The 18,478-nt window shown below is 56.4% G+C and carries 19 protein-coding genes and 1 tRNA gene; 5 read left to right on the top strand and 15 right to left on the bottom strand.

Annotated features, from left to right (window positions below; genetic code table 11):
* Positions 1–6: 6 nt before the first annotated feature.
* The 9 genes from fdx to trmJ all read right to left on the bottom strand — a co-directional run bounded on the left by fdx (position 7) and on the right by trmJ (position 7,201).
* Positions 7–348, bottom strand: a complete 342-nt coding sequence (gene fdx / locus PSJE_RS14590) for an ISC system 2Fe-2S type ferredoxin (protein WP_007998670.1) — start codon at positions 346–348, stop codon at positions 7–9.
* Between the two features lie 2 nt (positions 349–350).
* Entirely contained in the window at positions 351–2,213 is a 1,863-nt protein-coding gene (gene hscA / locus PSJE_RS14585) for a Fe-S protein assembly chaperone HscA (protein ID WP_090453236.1), read from the bottom strand.
* A 51-nt stretch (positions 2,214–2,264) separates the two neighbouring features.
* A complete protein-coding gene (hscB, locus tag PSJE_RS14580; protein WP_057716302.1) occupies positions 2,265–2,786 on the bottom strand; it encodes a co-chaperone HscB in 522 nt (173 codons plus the stop codon).
* A gap of 8 nt (positions 2,787–2,794) precedes the next feature.
* A complete protein-coding gene (gene iscA / locus PSJE_RS14575; RefSeq protein ID WP_003227904.1) occupies positions 2,795–3,118 on the bottom strand; it encodes an iron-sulfur cluster assembly protein IscA in 324 nt (107 codons plus the stop codon).
* Between the two features lie 34 nt (positions 3,119–3,152).
* On the bottom strand, positions 3,153–3,539 hold the full coding sequence (iscU, locus tag PSJE_RS14570; protein WP_028620148.1) for a Fe-S cluster assembly scaffold IscU: 387 nt from the start codon (positions 3,537–3,539) through the stop codon (positions 3,153–3,155).
* Positions 3,540–3,640: 101 nt separating this feature from the next.
* Positions 3,641–4,855 carry an IscS subfamily cysteine desulfurase gene (locus tag PSJE_RS14565; RefSeq protein ID WP_057716303.1) on the bottom strand — a complete coding sequence of 405 codons (1,215 nt, stop codon included), beginning with the start codon at positions 4,853–4,855 and terminating at the stop codon, positions 3,641–3,643.
* Positions 4,856–4,905: 50 nt separating this feature from the next.
* Complete coding sequence (iscR, locus tag PSJE_RS14560; RefSeq protein ID WP_007903581.1) at positions 4,906–5,397, bottom strand: Fe-S cluster assembly transcriptional regulator IscR; 492 nt, start codon at positions 5,395–5,397, stop codon at positions 4,906–4,908.
* 254 nt (positions 5,398–5,651) lie between these two features.
* Complete coding sequence (cysE, locus tag PSJE_RS14555) at positions 5,652–6,428, bottom strand: serine O-acetyltransferase (RefSeq protein ID WP_007982740.1); 777 nt, start codon at positions 6,426–6,428, stop codon at positions 5,652–5,654.
* Between the two features lie 2 nt (positions 6,429–6,430).
* Positions 6,431–7,201 (bottom strand): tRNA (cytosine(32)/uridine(32)-2'-O)-methyltransferase TrmJ, encoded by a 771-nt coding sequence (gene trmJ / locus PSJE_RS14550; protein WP_008053257.1) that lies wholly within the window; start codon positions 7,199–7,201, stop codon positions 6,431–6,433.
* Positions 7,202–7,347: 146 nt separating this feature from the next.
* On the opposite strand from trmJ, the gene suhB reads away from it, so the two are divergent.
* Positions 7,348–8,166: a type III secretion system regulator SuhB gene (suhB, locus tag PSJE_RS14545; RefSeq protein WP_008053258.1), complete on the top strand. Its 819-nt coding sequence runs from the start codon at positions 7,348–7,350 to the stop codon at positions 8,164–8,166.
* Between the two features lie 260 nt (positions 8,167–8,426).
* Here suhB and PSJE_RS14540 read toward each other — a convergent pair whose 3' ends face one another.
* From PSJE_RS14540 to queA, 6 genes are all read right to left on the bottom strand, one after another.
* Positions 8,427–8,975, bottom strand: coding sequence for a glycine zipper 2TM domain-containing protein (locus tag PSJE_RS14540; RefSeq protein ID WP_057716304.1), 549 nt, complete (start codon positions 8,973–8,975; stop codon positions 8,427–8,429).
* A gap of 121 nt (positions 8,976–9,096) precedes the next feature.
* A complete protein-coding gene (gene secF, locus PSJE_RS14535) occupies positions 9,097–10,011 on the bottom strand; it encodes a protein translocase subunit SecF (protein ID WP_090453234.1) in 915 nt (304 codons plus the stop codon).
* A gap of 9 nt (positions 10,012–10,020) precedes the next feature.
* Positions 10,021–11,889 (bottom strand): protein translocase subunit SecD, encoded by a 1,869-nt coding sequence (secD, locus tag PSJE_RS14530; RefSeq protein WP_057716306.1) that lies wholly within the window; start codon positions 11,887–11,889, stop codon positions 10,021–10,023.
* A 64-nt stretch (positions 11,890–11,953) separates the two neighbouring features.
* Positions 11,954–12,289 (bottom strand): preprotein translocase subunit YajC, encoded by a 336-nt coding sequence (gene yajC / locus PSJE_RS14525; protein WP_007956696.1) that lies wholly within the window; start codon positions 12,287–12,289, stop codon positions 11,954–11,956.
* A 43-nt stretch (positions 12,290–12,332) separates the two neighbouring features.
* Entirely contained in the window at positions 12,333–13,448 is a 1,116-nt protein-coding gene (gene tgt, locus PSJE_RS14520; protein ID WP_162130301.1) for a tRNA guanosine(34) transglycosylase Tgt, read from the bottom strand.
* Positions 13,449–13,462: 14 nt separating this feature from the next.
* Positions 13,463–14,527: a tRNA preQ1(34) S-adenosylmethionine ribosyltransferase-isomerase QueA gene (gene queA / locus PSJE_RS14515; RefSeq protein WP_090453232.1), complete on the bottom strand. Its 1,065-nt coding sequence runs from the start codon at positions 14,525–14,527 to the stop codon at positions 13,463–13,465.
* Positions 14,528–14,634: 107 nt separating this feature from the next.
* Here queA and PSJE_RS14510 point away from each other — a divergent pair.
* From PSJE_RS14510 to PSJE_RS14495, 4 genes are all read left to right on the top strand, one after another.
* Positions 14,635–14,719: transfer RNA gene (locus tag PSJE_RS14510), tRNA-Leu, on the top strand.
* Positions 14,720–14,867: 148 nt separating this feature from the next.
* Positions 14,868–15,197, top strand: a complete 330-nt coding sequence (locus PSJE_RS14505) for a hypothetical protein (protein ID WP_090453231.1) — start codon at positions 14,868–14,870, stop codon at positions 15,195–15,197.
* 548 nt (positions 15,198–15,745) lie between these two features.
* Positions 15,746–16,693: a reverse transcriptase domain-containing protein gene (locus PSJE_RS14500; RefSeq protein ID WP_090453229.1), complete on the top strand. Its 948-nt coding sequence runs from the start codon at positions 15,746–15,748 to the stop codon at positions 16,691–16,693.
* A 1-nt stretch (position 16,694) separates the two neighbouring features.
* On the top strand, positions 16,695–18,035 hold the full coding sequence (locus PSJE_RS14495) for an AAA family ATPase (protein WP_090453227.1): 1,341 nt from the start codon (positions 16,695–16,697) through the stop codon (positions 18,033–18,035).
* Positions 18,036–18,478: the final 443 nt, after the last annotated feature.

The raw sequence follows: 18,478 nt of genomic DNA, 5'->3' as shown, positions 1-18,478 counted from the left end.
CTTGAATCAGTGCGGTGCTTCGGCCGCATGGTTGAGCGAATACTTCGGAATCTCGACGGTCAGGTCTTCGGTACCGACCTTGGCCTGGCACCCCAGACGGGACTCGCGCTCAAGACCCCAAGCCTTATCAAGGTAGTCCTCTTCCAGCTCATCAGCCTCTTCCAGCGAGTCGAAACCCTCGCGGATGATGCAGTGGCAAGTGGTGCAGGCACAAACGCCGCCACAGGCACTTTCCATCTCGATGTGGTGCTCGTGGGCCAGTTCGAGGATGGAAATACCCGTCTCAGCTTCAACAACCATGCCTTCGGGGCAAAACTTCTCGTGTGGCAGAAAAATGACCTGCGGCATCGTTATTCCTCAATCTCATTCAGGTTGCGCCCCGCCAGCGCGGCTTTCACCGTCGAGTCCAGGCGGCGGGCAGCAAAGGCGTCGGTCACTTGCGACAGACGCTTGGTCTGCTGCTCGATGGCGTAACCATCGGTACCTTTCATCAGTTCGGTCAGTTCCTGCACCTGCAGGTCGATGACCATGCGCTCGTCGGCGTCGAGCAGTCGGTCGCCGTCGGCCTCCAGGGCAGCCTGCACCGCTTCGATCAGGCGCTGGGCATCGACCTGCTGCTCACGCAGTACGCGGGCAACCTTGTCGTCGTTGGCGTGCTGGAACGAATCCTTGAGCATCTTGGCGATTTCGCCGTCGGTCAGACCGTAGGACGGCTTGACCTGGATGCTGGCTTCGACGCCCGAACCCAGTTCGCGGGCGGACACACTGAGCAAGCCATCGGCATCGACCTGGAAGGTCACGCGAATCTTCGCTGCGCCGGCCACCATCGCTGGAATGCCGCGCAATTCGAAGCGTGCCAGGGAGCGACAGTCGCTGATCAGCTCGCGCTCTCCCTGCAACACATGGATGGCCATGGCCGACTGGCCGTCTTTGTAAGTGGTGAAGTCCTGGGCACGAGCGACGGGGATGGTGGTGTTGCGTGGAATCACCTTCTCCATCAGGCCGCCCATGGTTTCCAGCCCCAGGGACAACGGAATTACGTCGAGCAGCAGCAGTTCATCGCCATCGCGCTTGTTGCCGGCCAGGGTATCGGCCTGGATCGCAGCACCGATGGCCACCACTTGATCCGGGTCGATTTCAGTCAGCGGCTTGCGACCGAAGGCTTCGGCGACAGCTTCACGAACGCGAGGCACGCGAGTCGAACCACCGACCATGACCACGGCATGCACGTCTTCCAGTTCGACACCGGAATCACGCACCGCGCGGCGGCAGGCTTTCAGGCTGCGCGCGACCATCGGCTCGATCAGCGCATCAAAGACTTCACGGGTCAGCTCGGCTTTCCAGGCGCCATGCGCCACTTCGACCGACGAGGCACTGGTCAGCGCTTCTTTGGCGGCACAGGCAGTCTGCAGCAGTTGACGCTGCGCGCCCGGATCAAGGTCGGCCGACAAACCGGCACCCTCAATGATCCAGCCGGCAATCGCGTGGTCGAAGTCATCGCCACCCAGGGCGCTGTCGCCGCCGGTGGCCAACACTTCGAAAACACCGCCGGTCAGGCGCAGAATCGAAATATCGAAGGTGCCGCCGCCCAGGTCGTAAATCGCGACCAGGCCTTCGGCGTGCTGGTCCAGACCGTAAGCCACGGCTGCCGCGGTCGGCTCATTGAGCAAGCGCAACACGTTCAGACCGGCCAGCTTGGCCGCGTCCTTGGTGGCTTGACGCTGAGCGTCGTCGAAATAGGCCGGAACGGTGATCACCGCGCCCACCAGCTCACCGCCCAGGGTCGCCTCGGCACGCTGACGCAGAACCTTGAGGATGTCGGCGGAGACTTCCACCGGGCTTTTCGGGCCCTGGATCGTCTCGATGAACGGCATGTGCGATTCGCCACCGACAAAGCGGTACGGCAGTTGATCGCCCAATTGCTTGACGTCGGACAGACCACGACCCATCAAGCGCTTGACCGACAGCACGGTGTTCAAAGGATCGGTGGCGGCGGCCAGTTTGGCGGACTCGCCAACTTCGACGCGATCGGCGTGATAGCGTACGGCAGACGGCAGGATGACCCGCCCTTCTGCGTCAGCCAGAGGTTCGGAAAGTCCACTGCGCAATGCAGCGACCAGCGAATTGGTAGTGCCCAAGTCGATCCCCACAGCCAGACGACGCTGGTGCGGTTGAGGACTTTGGCCGGGTTCGGCGATCTGCAGTAGGGCCATCGTTATCAGGACTTATCTGTATATCAGGCGTGCGACCGGAGCGGCACTGGGTTAATCGTCGAGGCGCTCTTCTAACTGGCGCACTTCGTAGGTGAGCTTGTCGAGGAACTGCATGCGCCGCATCAGGCGTTCGGCCCGTTCACGGTGCGCGGCATCGTTCCAGCAAGCTGCGAAGCTTTGGTTCAGTTCATCCTGGGCAGCCTTGAGGCGGCGCTTGAAGACGGCAACGCCATTCAGGTCGGCGCTGTCCTGCAGGTCTTCGAGCTCTTCGCGCAGCTCCATCTGCTGCAGCAGAAACTCCGGATCATGCACCGTGACCTCCAGCGGCAGCTCGCCACCATTCAAGGCGAGCAGGTAACGCGCGCGCTTGGGTGGACTCTTGAGCGTCTGGTAGGCCTCGTTGAGGCTCGCGGATTGTTCCAGCGCCAACCGCTGCTCGCGCTCGGAAGCGTCAGCAAAACGGTCCGGATGAACGCCGCGCGCCAACTCACGGTAGCGCGTAGCCAGCTGATCGAGATCCAGATCGAAACTCGGTTGCAGCTCAAATAAAGCGAAATGACAAGGAGTACCCACGACAAGCCTCAGATGTTGAAGCTTTCGCCGCAGCCACATTCACCGCGTACGTTGGGGTTGTTGAACTTGAAGCCTTCGTTCAACCCTTCCTTGACGAAATCGAGTTCGGTGCCGTCCAGGTAGGCCAGGCTCTTCGGGTCGATGATCACTTTCTCGCCGTGACTCTCGAACACCTGGTCCTCTGCAACCACCTCGTCGACAAACTCCAGCACGTAGGCAAGGCCGGAACAGCCTGTGGTGCGAACACCCAGACGAATCCCTTCACCTTTGCCGCGCCCGTCGAGGGAGCGCCGCACGTGTCGAGCAGCCGCTTCTGTCATGCTGATAGCCATCGGTGACTCCTTACTCGTCGCCAAAACTCGAAAATCAGATCAAGCCTTTCTTCTGTTTGTAATCGCGAACAGCCGCCTTGATGGCGTCTTCAGCGAGTACCGAGCAGTGGATTTTCACTGGCGGCAGGGCCAGTTCTTCAGCCAGCTGGGTGTTCTTGATGGTTTCCGCTTCGTCCAGGGTCTTGCCCTTCATCCACTCGGTGGCGAGGGAGCTGGAAGCGATAGCCGAACCGCAGCCGTAAGTCTTGAACTTGGCATCTTCGATGATACCGGCTTCGTTGACCTTGATCTGCAGGCGCATCACGTCGCCGCACGCCGGAGCGCCGACCATGCCGGTGCCGACATCAGGATCTTCCGCGTCCATCTTGCCGACGTTGCGCGGGTTTTCGTAGTGGTCGATGACCTTTTCGCTGTAAGCCATGATTCTCAATCCTCACTCATCAGGGCCGCTCTTGAGACCCTGCAGTTACGCTGCGTGTACCGCCGCGCTGCTACAGGACCCGTATCCGGCGGCTTCTTTGTTTAGTGTGCCGCCCACTCGATCTTCGAGATATCGACGCCGTCTTTGTACATGTCCCACAGCGGCGACAGAGCGCGCAGCTTGGTAACGGCCTCGCAGACTTTCTGCGCGGCGTAATCGATTTCTTCTTCGGTGGTGAAACGGCCGAAGGTGAAGCGGATCGAGCTGTGTGCCAGTTCGTCGTTGCGGCCCAGGGCGCGCAGTACGTACGAAGGCTCAAGGGACGCCGAGGTGCAGGCCGAACCGGACGATACTGCCAGATCCTTGAGCGCCATGATCAGCGACTCGCCTTCAACGTAGTTGAAGCTCAGGTTCAGGTTGTGCGGAACGCGGGCGGTCATGCTGCCGTTGACGTACAGCTCTTCCAGGTGCTCGACCTGCTTGTAGAAACGGTCGCTCAACGCCTTGATGCGCGCGTTCTCGGCAGCCATGTCTTCCTTGGCTACGCGGAAAGCTTCACCCATGCCGACGATCTGGTGGGTCGCCAGGGTGCCGGAACGCATGCCGCGCTCGTGACCGCCACCGTGCATGGTCGCTTCGATACGCACGCGCGGCTTGCGGCTTACGTACAGGGCGCCGATGCCTTTAGGACCGTAGGTCTTGTGGGCGGAGAACGACATCATGTCGACTTTCAGCTTCTGCAGGTCGATCTCGACCTTGCCGGTGGACTGAGCGGCGTCGACGTGGAACAGGATGCCCTTGGAACGGAGCAGTTCGCCGATCGCTGCGATGTCGTTGACGGTGCCGATTTCGTTGTTCACGTGCATGACCGAAACCAGGATGGTGTCGTCGCGCAGTTCGGCTTCGATCATCTCCGGGGTCACCAGGCCATCGGTACGAGGCTCGATGTAGGTCACTTCGAAGCCTTCACGCTCCAGTTGGCGCATGGTGTCCAGGACAGCCTTGTGCTCAATCTTGGTGGTGATCAGGTGCTTGCCTTTGGTGGCATAGAAATGTGCCGCACCCTTGATTGCCAGGTTGTCGGATTCGGTGGCACCGGAGGTCCAGACGATTTCACGCGGGTCGGCGTTGACCAGGTCAGCGACCTGACGACGAGCGTTTTCAACGGACTCTTCAGCTTTCCAGCCGAACACGTGGGAACGGGACGCCGGGTTACCGAAGTTTCCGTCGACCAGCAGGCATTCACTCATTTTTTGCGCAACACGGGGATCAACCGGGGTGGTCGCAGAGTAATCAAGGTAAATCGGCAATTTCATGGACTATCTCCTAAATCAGGCTGGCTGGCGTGCCGCTAGCTCTTTGGCTGTCATTCGACGGCGGACGCTTCAATCTTGTCCAGGCGTGGCGCCTTGCTGTTGCAACGGCGCTGGTCCTGACGCTGGGCTACTTCTTGCACCTCACGGCGAGTCACAAGGTCAGCCAAGCTGATACCGCTCAGAAATTCGTGAATTTGCAGGCTCAGATCGCACCACAAGTGGTGGGTCAGACAGGTGTCGCCTTGATGGCAATCACCCTGGCCCTGGCATTTGGTTGCATCGACCGATTCGTTCACCGCATCGATCACCTGGGCGACCTGGATGCCCTGCATGTCGCGGGACAATTGGTAGCCACCACCCGGACCACGCACGCTGGACACCAGATTGCTGCGGCGCAGCTTGGCGAAAAGCTGTTCGAGGTAGGACAGGGAGATGCCTTGGCGCTCGGAGATATCGGCCAGGGACACGGGCCCGTGCTGCGCGTGTAACGCCAGGTCAAGCATGGCGGTCACGGCGTATCGGCCTTTTGTAGTCAGTCGCATGGACAATTACCACGGAGTTCGGAATGAGGCGAGTATGCAATTCCCGAGTATTTAAGTCAACTATAAGACCTAGTACTTTAGTCAGGTTTACCCGCAAAAGAGCGGCAGCATCATAGCAAAGGCCGGCCATATACAGCCAGCAGTACCGTGTTATCGTTCATCGCGAGCAAGCTCGCTCCCACACTGGACCGCGTCAGCCTGTACAACTTGATCACCTGTGGGAGCGAGCTTGCTCGCGATGAATTCGACTCGGTTTAGCTGGCCTGACTCTGATCCTTATCCTTCACACAGGCGAAATCTTCTTCGCGCAGCTCAGGCAGATCTTTCGCACAGTAATTGCTGCCCAGGTCCTTCAACGCCCCGCACATCCCTTCCAGACGTCCATCGACCGCCTGCAGGTGATCGAGCAACTGGTTAATGGCGCGAGCCACCGGGTCAGGCATGTCTTCAGTCACACCATAGGCATCGAAGCCGATTTTCTCGGCCATGGCCTTACGCTTGGCATCTTGTTCTTCGTCGGATTTGACGATGATCCGCCCCGGAATACCCACCACAGTGGCACCCGGCGGCACTTCCTTGGTCACGACAGCGTTGGAACCCACCTTGGCACCGGCACCGACCGTGAACGGGCCGAGCACCTTCGCGCCCGCCCCGACCACGACGCCATCACCCAGCGTCGGGTGACGCTTGCCCTTGTTCCAGCTGGTGCCGCCCAGGGTCACGCCCTGATAAATAGTGACGTCATCGCCGATCTCGGCGGTTTCACCGATGACGATGCCCATGCCATGGTCAATGAAGAAACGACGACCGACCTTGGCCCCCGGATGGATCTCGATCCCGGTCAACCAGCGGCCGAAGTTCGACACCAGCCGCGCCAGCCATTTCAAGTCCGCGCGCCACAGCATCGCCGACAAACGGTGGATCCAGATGGCGTGCATGCCCGGATAGCAAGTCAGGACTTCAAAAGCGTTACGCGCCGCCGGGTCTCGGTGGAATACGCTCTGGATATCTTCACGCAAACGCTCGAACATCATTAATCCTTCCGCTTAAGGAGCTCACCACGGGCCGCTTTTTGGGTTTCCGTGAGGATGCCACGCAAAATATTCATTTCCGCCCGGCTGACCGAGCTGCGTCCGTACAACCGGCGCAGGCGCGCCATCAAGTGCCGTGGCTTTTCCGGATCGAGGAATTCGATGGCCACCAGGGTCTGCTCCAGGTGCTCATAGAATCGCTCCAGCTCGTCCATGGTCGCCAGCTCAGCGCTTTTGACCGAGGCCACTTCTTCCTTCTCGACCTTGCTCGGCTGACCTTGGGCCGCCAGCCAGGACATTCGCACTTCATAACCCAACACCTGCACCGCCGCCCCAAGGTTCAGCGAACTGAACTCGGGGTCTGATGGAATGTGCACGTGATAATGACATCGCTGCAGCTCTTCGTTGGTCAGGCCGGAATCTTCACGACCGAACACCAGAGCGATTTCCGCACCCTGCCCCGCCTCCTCGACCACCTTCGTTCCGCATTCGCGGGGATCGAGCAGCGGCCAGGGAATGCGCCGGTCGCGAGCACTGGTACCAAGCACCAGGTTGCAACCGACCAAGGCATCTTCCAAGGTGGCGACGACTTGCGCGTTTTCAAGGATGTCCCCGGCACCGGAGGCACGGGCATCGGCCTCGTGATGCGGGAACACACGAGGCTCGACCAGCACCAGCCGCGACAGCCCCATGTTCTTCATGGCACGCGCAGCCCCGCCGATATTGCCCGGATGGCTGGTATTGACCAGGACGACACGAATGTTTTGCAGCAAGGGAGGCGCTCTCGAACACAATAATCGGGAGCAGAATCTTACAGCTCATCCTACCGTTAAGCCATGAAAGCGAACGTCGTCCTTCTCCTGTAGAAACTTTCTGATAGAATGCCCGGCTTTCTTTAACAACCTTAGGTGACACATCCATGCAGCCCATGCTGAATATCGCGCTGCGCGCCGCCCGCAGCGCCAGTGAATTGATCTTCCGCTCCATCGAGCGCCTGGATACCATCAAGGTCGACGAAAAAGACGCCAAGGATTACGTATCCGAGGTGGATCGCGCCGCCGAACAGAAAATCATCGATGCCCTGCGCAAGGCGTACCCGAATCACTCGATCCTGGGTGAAGAGACCGGCATGCACGCCGGCACCGGCATCGAAGGCGAAGAGTACCTGTGGATCATCGATCCGCTGGACGGCACCACCAACTTCCTGCGCGGCATTCCTCACTTCGCTGTCAGCATCGCCTGCAAATACCGCGGTCGTCTTGAGCACGCTGTTGTTCTGGACCCGGTTCGCCAGGAAGAATTCACCGCCAGCCGTGGTCGCGGCGCTCAACTGAACGGTCGTCGCCTGCGCGTCAGCGGTCGCACCAGCCTCGACGGCGCCCTGCTGGGTACCGGCTTCCCGTTCCGTGACGACCAGATGGACAACCTCGACAACTACCTGGGCATGTTCCGCGCCCTGGTTGGCCAGACTGCCGGCATCCGCCGCGCCGGCTCTGCAAGCCTGGACCTGGCCTACGTGGCTGCCGGCCGTTTCGACGCCTTCTGGGAGTCGGGCCTGTCCGAATGGGACATGGCGGCAGGCGCCCTGCTGATCCAGGAAGCTGGCGGCCTGGTGAGCGACTTCACCGGCGGCCACGACTTCCTTGAAAAAGGCCACGTCGTTGCCGGCAACACCAAGTGCTTCAAGGCAGTCCTGACGGCCATCCAGCCGCACCTGCCAGCCTCGCTGAAGCGCTAAGCTTCCAGCGACAGAAAAAGCACCCTTCGGGGTGCTTTTTTTATGCCTGGAATTTGCCCCTCAAAACACCGCAATCCTCTGTAGGAGCGAGCCTGCTCGCGAAGGTCGTCAACGATAACGCGGGAATTCTGGATAAACGCGGCGCCCTTGGGTTCTTCGCGAGCAGGCTCGCTCCTACAGGGGATTGCGGTGGCGCATAGATCGCGGGCACAAAAAAAGCACCCCGCAGGGTGCTTCTTTTTTAATCCAGCGTCAGCAGATCAGTGAGCCGTCTGATTCTCCGACAAGATCAACTTGCCTTCCTTATCCACCGGAATCTGGTTCCCCGGATCACGATCCATGCGCACCTTGCCTTCCTTGCCGTCCAGCGAATAACGCACGTCGTAACCTACAACCTTGTCACTGATGTCGTTAACCGTGTTACAGCGGGTCTGGGTGGTGGTGTAGGTGTCACGCTCCTGCATGCCTTCCTGCACCTTGTTACCGGCGTAACCGCCACCGACAGCACCTGCGACCGTGGCGATCTTCTTACCGCTGCCGCCACCGATCTGGTTACCCAGCAAACCACCTGCCAATGCACCGACCACCGTACCGGCGATCTGATGTTGATCTTTCACCGGCGCCTGCCGGGTGACCGCTACATCCTTGCACACTTCACGTGGAGTCTTGATTTGTGTCTTGACCGGCTCAACGGCGAGTACTTGTGCGAACTCCGGGCCGCTTTTAACCAGGCTGTAGGTGGCCACAGCACCCCCGGCAGTCACACCGACAGCACCCAGTACAGCACCAACCAGCATCGACTTGTTCACATGAACCTCCTGGACCATCAAATGCGGGATAAACCCGCGCTTCTCCCAGCCTTGGAGCACAAAAAAAGGCGCGAGTTCAACTCGCGCCTTTTTCGGACTACATCGCTGAAAGAAGCTTCCTTCAAGGACGGTCGTCGACTTCCTTCTCGGCATTGGCCGGAGGAATCAGGTCTTCCGTGCTCAGGTTCAGCCAGATCAGCACCACGTTCGCGATGTAGATCGACGAGTAAGTACCCGCCAGAACACCGATGAACAGGGCGATGGAGAAGCCGAACAGGTTGTCGCCACCGAAGAGCAGCAGGGCCGCGATCGCCAGCAAGGTGGAAATCGAAGTCGCCATGGTCCGCAGCAGGGTTTGCGTGGTCGAGATGTTGATGTTCTCGATCAGGCTGGCCTTGCGCAGTACCCGGAAGTTCTCACGAACCCGGTCGAATACCACGATGGTGTCGTTGAGCGAGTAACCGATGATCGCCAGCACCGCCGCCAGCACCGTCAGGTCGAAGGTGATCTGGAAGAACGACAGGATACCGATGGTCACGATCACGTCGTGGATCAGGGAAACGATCGCACCGACCGCAAACTTCCACTGAAAGCGGAACGCCAGGTAGATCAGGATGCCGCCCAGCGCCATCAGCATGCCGAGACCGCCCTGGTCGCGCAGCTCTTCACCCACCTGCGGGCCGACGAACTCGACGCGCTTGACCGTCGCCGGGTTCTCGCCGCCCACCTTCTGCAAGGCTTCGGCCACCTGGTGACCCAGTTGCGGGTCTTCGCCAGGCATGCGCACCAGCAGGTCGGTGGTTGCACCGAAGTTCTGCACGATGGCTTCGTGATAACCCGCGGTCACCAGCTGCTCACGCACCTTGGTGACGTCGGCCGGACGCTCGTAGGTCAGCTCGATGAGCGTACCGCCGGTGAAGTCCAGGCCCCAGTTCATGCCCTTGGTGGCGACGCTGAACAAGGCCAGCACCGTAAGGAACAATGTGACGCCGAACGCAAAGTTGCGAACGCCCATGAAGTTGATTGTACGTAACATGGCAGCCCCTTAAATCCACAACTTCTTGAAGTCACGACCGCCGAAGATCAGGTTGACCATCGCGCGGGTCACCATGATGGCCGTGAACATCGAGGTAAAGATCCCGAGGGACATGGTCACTGCGAAGCCCTTGACCGGGCCGGTGCCCATGGCAAAGAGGATGCCGCCGACCAACAGTGTTGTCAGGTTGGCGTCGAGAATCGCGGTGAATGCCCGGCCGAAGCCTTCGTTGATTGCGCGCTGCACGGTCATGCCGGCGGCGATCTCTTCACGGATCCGCGAGAAGATCAGCACGTTGGCGTCGACCGCCATACCCATGGTCAACACGATACCGGCGATACCCGGCAGGGTCAGCGTTGCACCCAGCAGAGACATCAAGGCCAGCAGCATCACCATGTTCACCGTCAGCGCGACAGTGGCGATGATGCCGAAGAAGCGGTAGATGGCGATGATGAACAGCGAGACGAACAGCATGCCCCACAGCGATGCATCGATACCCTTGGTGATGTTGTCGGCACCCAGGCTTGGACCGATGGTGCGTTCTTCAGCAAAGTACATCGGAGCGGCCAGACCACCGGCACGCAGCAACAGCGCCAGTTCGGACGACTCGCCCTGGCCGTTCAGGCCAGTGATGCGGAACTGAGCACCCAGCGGCGACTGAATGGTCGCCAGGCTGATGATCTTCTTCTCTTCCTTGAAGGTCTGAACCGGCACGTCTTTCTCGACGCCGTTGACCACCTGCTTGGTGTAAGTGGTAACCGGACGCTGCTCGATGAAGATCACCGCCATGCTGCGACCGACGTTCGAACGGGTCGCACGGCTCATCAGCTCGCCGCCGTGGCCATCCAGACGGATATTCACTTCTGGCCTGCCGTGCTCGTCGAAGCCAGCCTTGGCGTCGGTTACCTGGTCACCGGTGATGATCAGGCCACGCTCGATCAGCGCAGGAGGACGGTTGCCCTCACGGAACTCGAAGGATTCGGAAGTGGCTTTCGAAGCACCCGGCTCAGCCGCCAGACGGAACTCGAGGTTGGCCGTCTTGCCGAGGATACGCTTGGCTTCGGCGGTGTCCTGCACGCCCGGCAGCTCAACCACGATGCGGTTGGCGCCCTGACGCTGGACGATCGGTTCGGCAACACCCAGCTCGTTGACGCGGTTACGTACCGTGGTCAAGTTCTGCTTGATGGAGTATTCACGGATTTCCGCCAGCTTGGCCGGGGTCATCGCCAGACGCAGCACCGGTTGACCATTGAGGTCGGCCGGAACAATGTCGAAATCGTTGAAGTTCTTGCGGATCAGCGTACGGGCCTGTTCGCGGGCTGCTTCATCAGTGAAGCCCAGCTGAATGGCACCGCCCAGTTGCGGCAGACTGCGATAGCGCAGCTTCTCTTTACGCAGCAGGCTCTTGACGTCGCCTTCGTAGACTTTCAGGCGCGCGTCGAGGGCTTTGTCCATGTCCACTTCCAGCAGGAAGTGCACACCACCGGACAAGTCCAGACCCAGCTTCATCGGGTGCGCAGCGAGGTTGCGCAGCCATTGCGGGGTGGTTTGTGCCAGGTTCAGCGCGACGACGTAGTCATCACCCAATGCCTTGCGCACGACGTCCTTGGCCGGCAGCTGGTCTTCAGCCTTGGTCAGGCGAATCAGACCGCCCTTGCCGCCCTCTGCCAGCGTGGCAGCCTTGACGTTGATCCCGGATTCCTTGAGCGCAGCGCTCACGCGATCCAGATCAGCCTGATTGACTTGCAGCGCAGTGCTTGCACCGCTGACCTGAATGGCCGGGTCATCAGGATAAAGATTGGGAGCGGAATAAATCAGACCGACCGCCAGCACCGCCAGGATCAGAATGTATTTCCACAGAGGATATTTGTTCAGCATCACGCCGCCCGTTTATGACGCGGGGCGCCTTGCGCGCCCCGTCGATTGAAAATGAAGTTGAAACTTAGATCGCTTTGAGCGTGCCTTTTGGCAGCGTGGCGGCGATGGCGCCTTTCTGGAACTTCATTTCGACGGTGTCGGAAACTTCCAGAACGACGAAATCGTCGGCCACTTTAGTGATCTTGCCGGCGATGCCGCCGGTGGTCACAACTTCGTCGCCTTTCTGCAGGCTGCTCAGCAGGTTTTTCTGCTCTTTGGCGCGCTTCGCCTGTGGACGCCAGATCATCAGGTAGAAGATGACCAGGAAGCCGACCAGGAAAATCCACTCGAAACCGCCGCCCATAGGGGCTGCCGCAGGTGCAGCAGCGTCTGCCATGGCATTAGAGATAAAAAAGCTCATTTAGCACTCCAGTTGCAAATGTTGAATCTTGGGGTCAGTAAACTCAGTCCAAAGGCGGAACAGGCAACCCGCGTTTGGCGTAGAAGGCATCGACAAAGGCGGCCAATGTACCCTGTTGAATAGCCTCGCGCAAACCAGCCATAAGCACTTGATAATGGCGCAAGTTATGGATGGTATTGAGCATGCTTCCCAGCATTTCGCCGCACTTGTCCAGGTGATGCAGATAAGCGCGGGAGAAGTTCTGGCAGGTATAGCAATCGCAGGTCGGATCGAGCGGCGAATCATCATGGCGATGGAACGCGTTACGGATCTTCAGCACGCCGGTATCAATGAACAGATGCCCATTGCGGGCATTACGGGTTGGCATCACGCAATCGAACATGTCCACACCGCGGCGCACACCCTCAACCAAGTCTTCCGGTTTGCCAACGCCCATAAGGTAACGAGGTTTGTCAGCCGGCATCATGCCCGGCAGGTAATCCAGCACCTTGATCATCTCGTGCTTGGGCTCGCCCACCGACAGGCCGCCGATGGCCAGGCCGTCGAAGCCGATCTTGTCCAGGCCTTCCAGGGAGCGCATACGCAGGTCCTGGTGCATGCCGCCCTGAACGATACCGAACAGCGCCGCCGTGTTGTCGCCATGGGCTTCTTTCGAACGCTTGGCCCAACGCAGGGACAATTCCATGGAGATGCGGGCAACGTCTTCGTCGGCCGGGTACGGCGTGCATTCGTCGAAAATCATCACGATGTCGGAGCCCAGGTCACGCTGGACCTGCATCGACTCTTCCGGCCCCATGAACACCTTGGCGCCGTCGACCGGGGAAGCGAAGGTCACGCCCTCCTCCTTGATCTTGCGCATCGCGCCCAGGCTGAACACCTGGAAACCGCCGGAGTCGGTCAGAATCGGGCCTTTCCACTGCATGAAATCGTGCAGGTCGCCGTGCTTCTTGATCACTTCCGTGCCGGGGCGCAGCCACAGGTGGAAAGTGTTGCCCAGAATGATTTCAGCGCCGGTCGCCTCGATATCCCGTGGCAGCATGCCCTTGACCGTGCCGTAGGTGCCCACCGGCATGAAAGCCGGGGTTTCGACGGTACCGCGCGGGAAGGTCAAACGACCGCGACGAGCCTTGCCATCAGTGGCCAGCAGCTCGAAAGACATACGACAGGTGCGACTCATACAGTTTCCTCTGGGCCCGATTCTTTAGGGGCAGTCGGCGCAGGATTACGCGTGATGAACATCGCATCACCGTAGCTGAAAAAGCGGTAACCGTTGTCGACCGCGGCCTTGTAGGCAGCCATGGTCTCGGGATAACCGGCGAACGCCGAAACCAGCATCAACAGCGTGGATTCAGGCAAATGGAAGTTGGTGACCAGGGCATCGACCACATGAAACGGCCGGCCCGGGTAGATGAAAATGTCGGTGTCGCCACTGAACGGCTTGAGCACGCCATCGCGGGCGGCGCTTTCCAGGGAACGCACGCTGGTGGTCCCCACGGCCACCACACGACCACCGCGAGCGCGGCAGGCGGCAACGGCATCGACCACGTCCTGGCCGACTTCCAGCCATTCGCTGTGCATGTGGTGGTCTTCGAGCTTCTCGACCCGCACCGGCTGGAAAGTGCCGGCGCCAACGTGCAGGGTCACGAACGCAGTCTCGACGCCCTTGGCGGCGATCGCCTCCATCAGCACCTGATCGAAATGCAGCCCCGCCGTCGGCGCCGCCACCGCGCCCAAACGCTCGGCGTAGACGGTCTGGTAACGCTCGCGGTCGGCGCCTTCATCCGGGCGGTCTATATAAGGAGGCAGCGGCATGTGCCCGACACGGTCGAGCAACGGCAACACCTCCTCAGCGAACCCCAGCTCGAACAACGCATCGTGACGCGCCAGCATCTCGGCCTCGCCACCGCCATCGATCAGGATCTTCGACCCAGGCTTGGGCGACTTGCTGGAACGCACATGGGCCAGCACGCGATGACTGTCCAGCACCCGCTCCACCAGGATTTCCAGCTTGCCGCCGGAAGCCTTCTGGCCAAACAGCCGCGCCGGAATCACCCGGGTATTGTTGAACACCATCAAGTCGCCGGGGCACAAATGCTCCAGCAAATCAGTGAATTGACGGTGTGCCAGGGCGCCGCTGACCCCATCAAGGGTCAACAGGCGACTATTGCGCCGCTCGGCCAGCGGATGGCGGGCGATCAGCGAATCAGGGAGCTCGAAGGTAAAGTCAGCAACGCGCATGATGGGGTTCGTCTAGCAGGGCCGGGAAGTCTAGCGGAATTATCAAAAATTCTCCATGTACCTGATTGACCAGCGGTTATCTCATCTCTATACTTCGCCGCCATTGAGCCCTGATGGCGGAATTGGTAGACGCGGCGGATTCAAAATCCGTTTTCGAAAGGAGTGGGAGTTCGAGTCTCCCTCGGGGCACCAAAATTAAGAAAGGTCTTGCTTTGCAAGGCCTTTTTTTTCGCCTGCAATAAAGTGCCTGACACCCCACCACCCTGTGGGAGCCAGCCTGCTGGCGATTTTTTGATCCTCGCACCCTCGGTCAGTAAGACACTCATCAAGGATTCCCCCCATGGAATTGCACCTGGAAACCGTCGCCCTCTTCTCCCTCAAACTGGCTTACGAATCGGAAGATTCAAGCCCGATTTTGCGGGATGATTTGGTCATGGGGGATTACCAGCGGGATGTGTTTGAGTTGCTGGTGCGGCGGGGGGATGTTGAGACGATTCAGGTGAAGGTGGGTGAGTGTGTGGGGTTGGCGCTGGAGGCCATTGGCGGTGTGGATAAGCCGTTGGGGCGGGAGTTGGAGAAGCTTTCAGCTGAGTTCGCCGGCTGCCAAATGATCGAGCAACTTTATGTTCCACTCATCGCGCTCAGGGAATATCTAAAGGATATTCAATAGTGGGTCGATAGCTAACGAAATCTACACCGATCCACCGAGCAGACGCATAATCAAGCGCCATGACATATAGTCGATCACCGGTCTATCCTGCGCTGATATTTCCCTCCGTATAGGCACCGCCACCTTGCTCTAGCAAAGCACCCTCAGCCCGGCGTGAGCAGTGTGGATCAAGCCTGAGACTCATACCTATTGCGAGAACGGATCACGGTCTGCCCTGGCGAGGTGTCGTAATACGCAGGAAACGCGTATAGCCCCATCGAAGAGCTCAGACTTGATTTTTTAACGAGTCGATCCTAGTATCTGTGGCATGTCAGCGATTGGGGAATCTTCCAGTCGTATGCTGACCTCTACAGGCCTTGATCCGTGTTACATTTGTGTGCCTCCTACGTACTCAGCGTCGGGAGGTTACACAAACTGTAAGCCTCTCCCTCCTATCCTCTCGTACTCCTTTCAGACTCTCCGATCTACGACTTGGCAAAATCCTTTCCAGATGCCCCCGCATCCCCTAGGATATCTTTATTACGTTCTTCGCCAAGGAAAACTATACTGTGGCTAAGCAGACCTTAGAATCATTGTTTGAAGCCATGTATCACGGCAAATATGATTTTAATGATTTTATTGAAGCGCCGCTTTCAATGCTATGTAAAAAAATCCCACTAAAGAATCGGATATTCTACAAAGCTGACGAAAAGTTACGAGCCTATCATAAATTTATAAATTTATTTATTTCTGACTTTTTAAAAATCAACACCAACGTAGTTTACTCCTACCGTAAAGGAATCAATGTTGTAGATGCAGTGCGGCAACACGCACATAGTCGACATTTCTGCCAAGTAGATTTAAAAAATTTTTTTGGAAGTATTGATGCCGCACTTATCGAATCATGCATCCTGCAGAACATCGTCAACCTGCCTGCATCTGACATAGCAACGCATATCGGTAGAATTGTCAGCCTAGTCAGCTTAGACGGCACCCTACCACCGGGATTCTCCACATCACCACCACTTAGCAACGCTTGTCTCTTTGAATTTGACAACCAAGTTGAAAATTACTGCCACAAGAAAAACCTGATATACACACGCTACTCAGATGACATTATCATTTCCGGATCATCAGAACGATTATACGGATTGGACAGTATTATCGAGGAATTCATTAAAGAGTACTTCAATGAAAAACTCGAAATTAACCCTGCGAAAACCAAGTACACCACTGTAGGGGGGAAAATAAAACTGCTAGGACTGGTTATTTTGCCAAACGGGGAGATAACGATTGACACAAAACTCAAGTCCAAGGTTGAAGTAATGCTTCATTACTACCTCACGGACCGTCCACAATTTAACAAAATCCTTGAAAAAGACAGCACAAAAGGAATTTCAACGCTATCGGGATATCTCAACTATATTAATACCACCGACCCGTCCTACCTAGATAAACTCAGACTCAAATACGGAGCCACCATTGTAGATATGTTCATACGCGGCTCGGTAAAATAACATGAACTTATCAATAAAAATAAACAACATTCAACACATAAAATCAATGTCTATAGATCTGTGTCTAGACGACCACAAACTTACTTGTCTAGCTGGAAAAAATGGCATCGGAAAAACAACGCTTATTAAGGCCGTACAAAACCTGAAGTTCGCGGATACCTTCGCACAGACATCGCCTAGCAGTATTTTCAGAAATGATAGTTCTATTACCTACTGGGCGGACGCTACGGAGTATCAGTTCAACTATGACCCGAACCTCAGAAGTCTTAATCCAAAAATACTAATCCCAGAAGAATTAAAAAACAATATTGATGTTGAATTACCAATGCCGCACGGCCAGCGGTTCAATTTTTTTGACAACATAATAAAATCAGACGGTGAAATTAGGCGCTCCATAGTTCTCGGTCAATATAAAAAGCCTATTGAGCTTATAGAACTCCTAAACCACATTTATAAAACAGAAAAATTCGAAAACCTAATACAGATAACCGTCAACAAATTTGATTATTATTGTATTTTGCTGGACGACAGCAAATACATTCGTGAAGACTATTTAAGCTCCGGAGAATTTTTCCTAATAAGCTTATACAGAAAAATAAAAAACTTAAAAAAGCTCATTGTGATCGATGAAATAGACATTTCCCTCGATGCAGCAGCACAAACAAAGCTAGCTGCCAGGCTTCGAGAGTTTTGCACCAAGTATGGCGTAAACATATTATTCACAACTCACTCCCTTCCGCTCATGAAAACTTTGGAGCACGGGGAGCTTTTTTACCTGGACGAACTAGATGGTGGAATAGCACCTAGGCTAGCATCGTACAATCTTATAAAAAGTCTACTCTACGGCTTCAGGGACTGGGATAAATACATCCTCACGGAAGATGACATCTTAAAAGATCTTCTAGAATACCTTATTGATAAATTTCGTCAGGACCTATTTTTCCGCTACAAGATAATTTATATTGGAACAGCAACCAGCGTAGTAAACTTACTAAAACGCAATATAACTGAAGAGTATTTCTCGGAAAAACCAAACGTTATTGCGGTACTTGATGGAGATCAGAAAATTTACGGCTGGGCCAAAAAATCGGAAAATACTTATTTCATTCCAATTGAAAGTGTTGAGAAGGCTATCTACCATCATTATTCGAATGGCCCCAACAAGATTACAGAGTTAAATCCTTCAGGCGACGTTAAAAAACCTAAGGATCTATACAACACCATAATTCATGAAGGCAAGATTAGTCAGCGGGAGCTATTTCATTACCTTCACTCATCTCATAAAGAGGAATTTGAGCCTCTGGAGAACGTGCTAAAACGGTTTTTATTAAAGCCAGAATGAGTATTTAATCAGCTAAAATGGTAGAAAATATTGCGCTCGTTTGAGGCCAACTATAGCGTGTTGGAGACTTTCCTTTCTGAAGTTTTATTCGACGCCAACAAGTCCAGCGCCCCTCATAATTGTTAGCGATTTACTGCAGACTAAAAGCAAAGACGTCTGAATCAACGCGACAGATCTGTCCGCGCGTCCTAAGCATTTATATTTACCAAATTAACAATGTGGGAGGCTGTGAATCGTATATTCCATTTCAACGAGGAGGCGTCAATGCCCTTCAAGCCTACCCTCTGACGACTCACCACGGAACAAAGCTGGCTTTCTTCGTAGCTAGTAAACTGTCATTAGCGCCAAGAGCTCTGAGAAGAAAGAGGACCGAGAAGAAAGGAGCGAAGCAATAAAAAAGGGATTAAAAAAATGGTCATTTATTTTCCGACAATAAATTTGAC

The sequence above is a fragment of the Pseudomonas jessenii genome (assembly GCF_002236115.1).
Taxonomy (GTDB): Bacteria; Pseudomonadota; Gammaproteobacteria; order Pseudomonadales; family Pseudomonadaceae; genus Aquipseudomonas; species Aquipseudomonas jessenii.
Note: the sequence above shows the minus strand (reverse complement) of the source record. Positions and strands in the feature narration are given on the sequence as shown.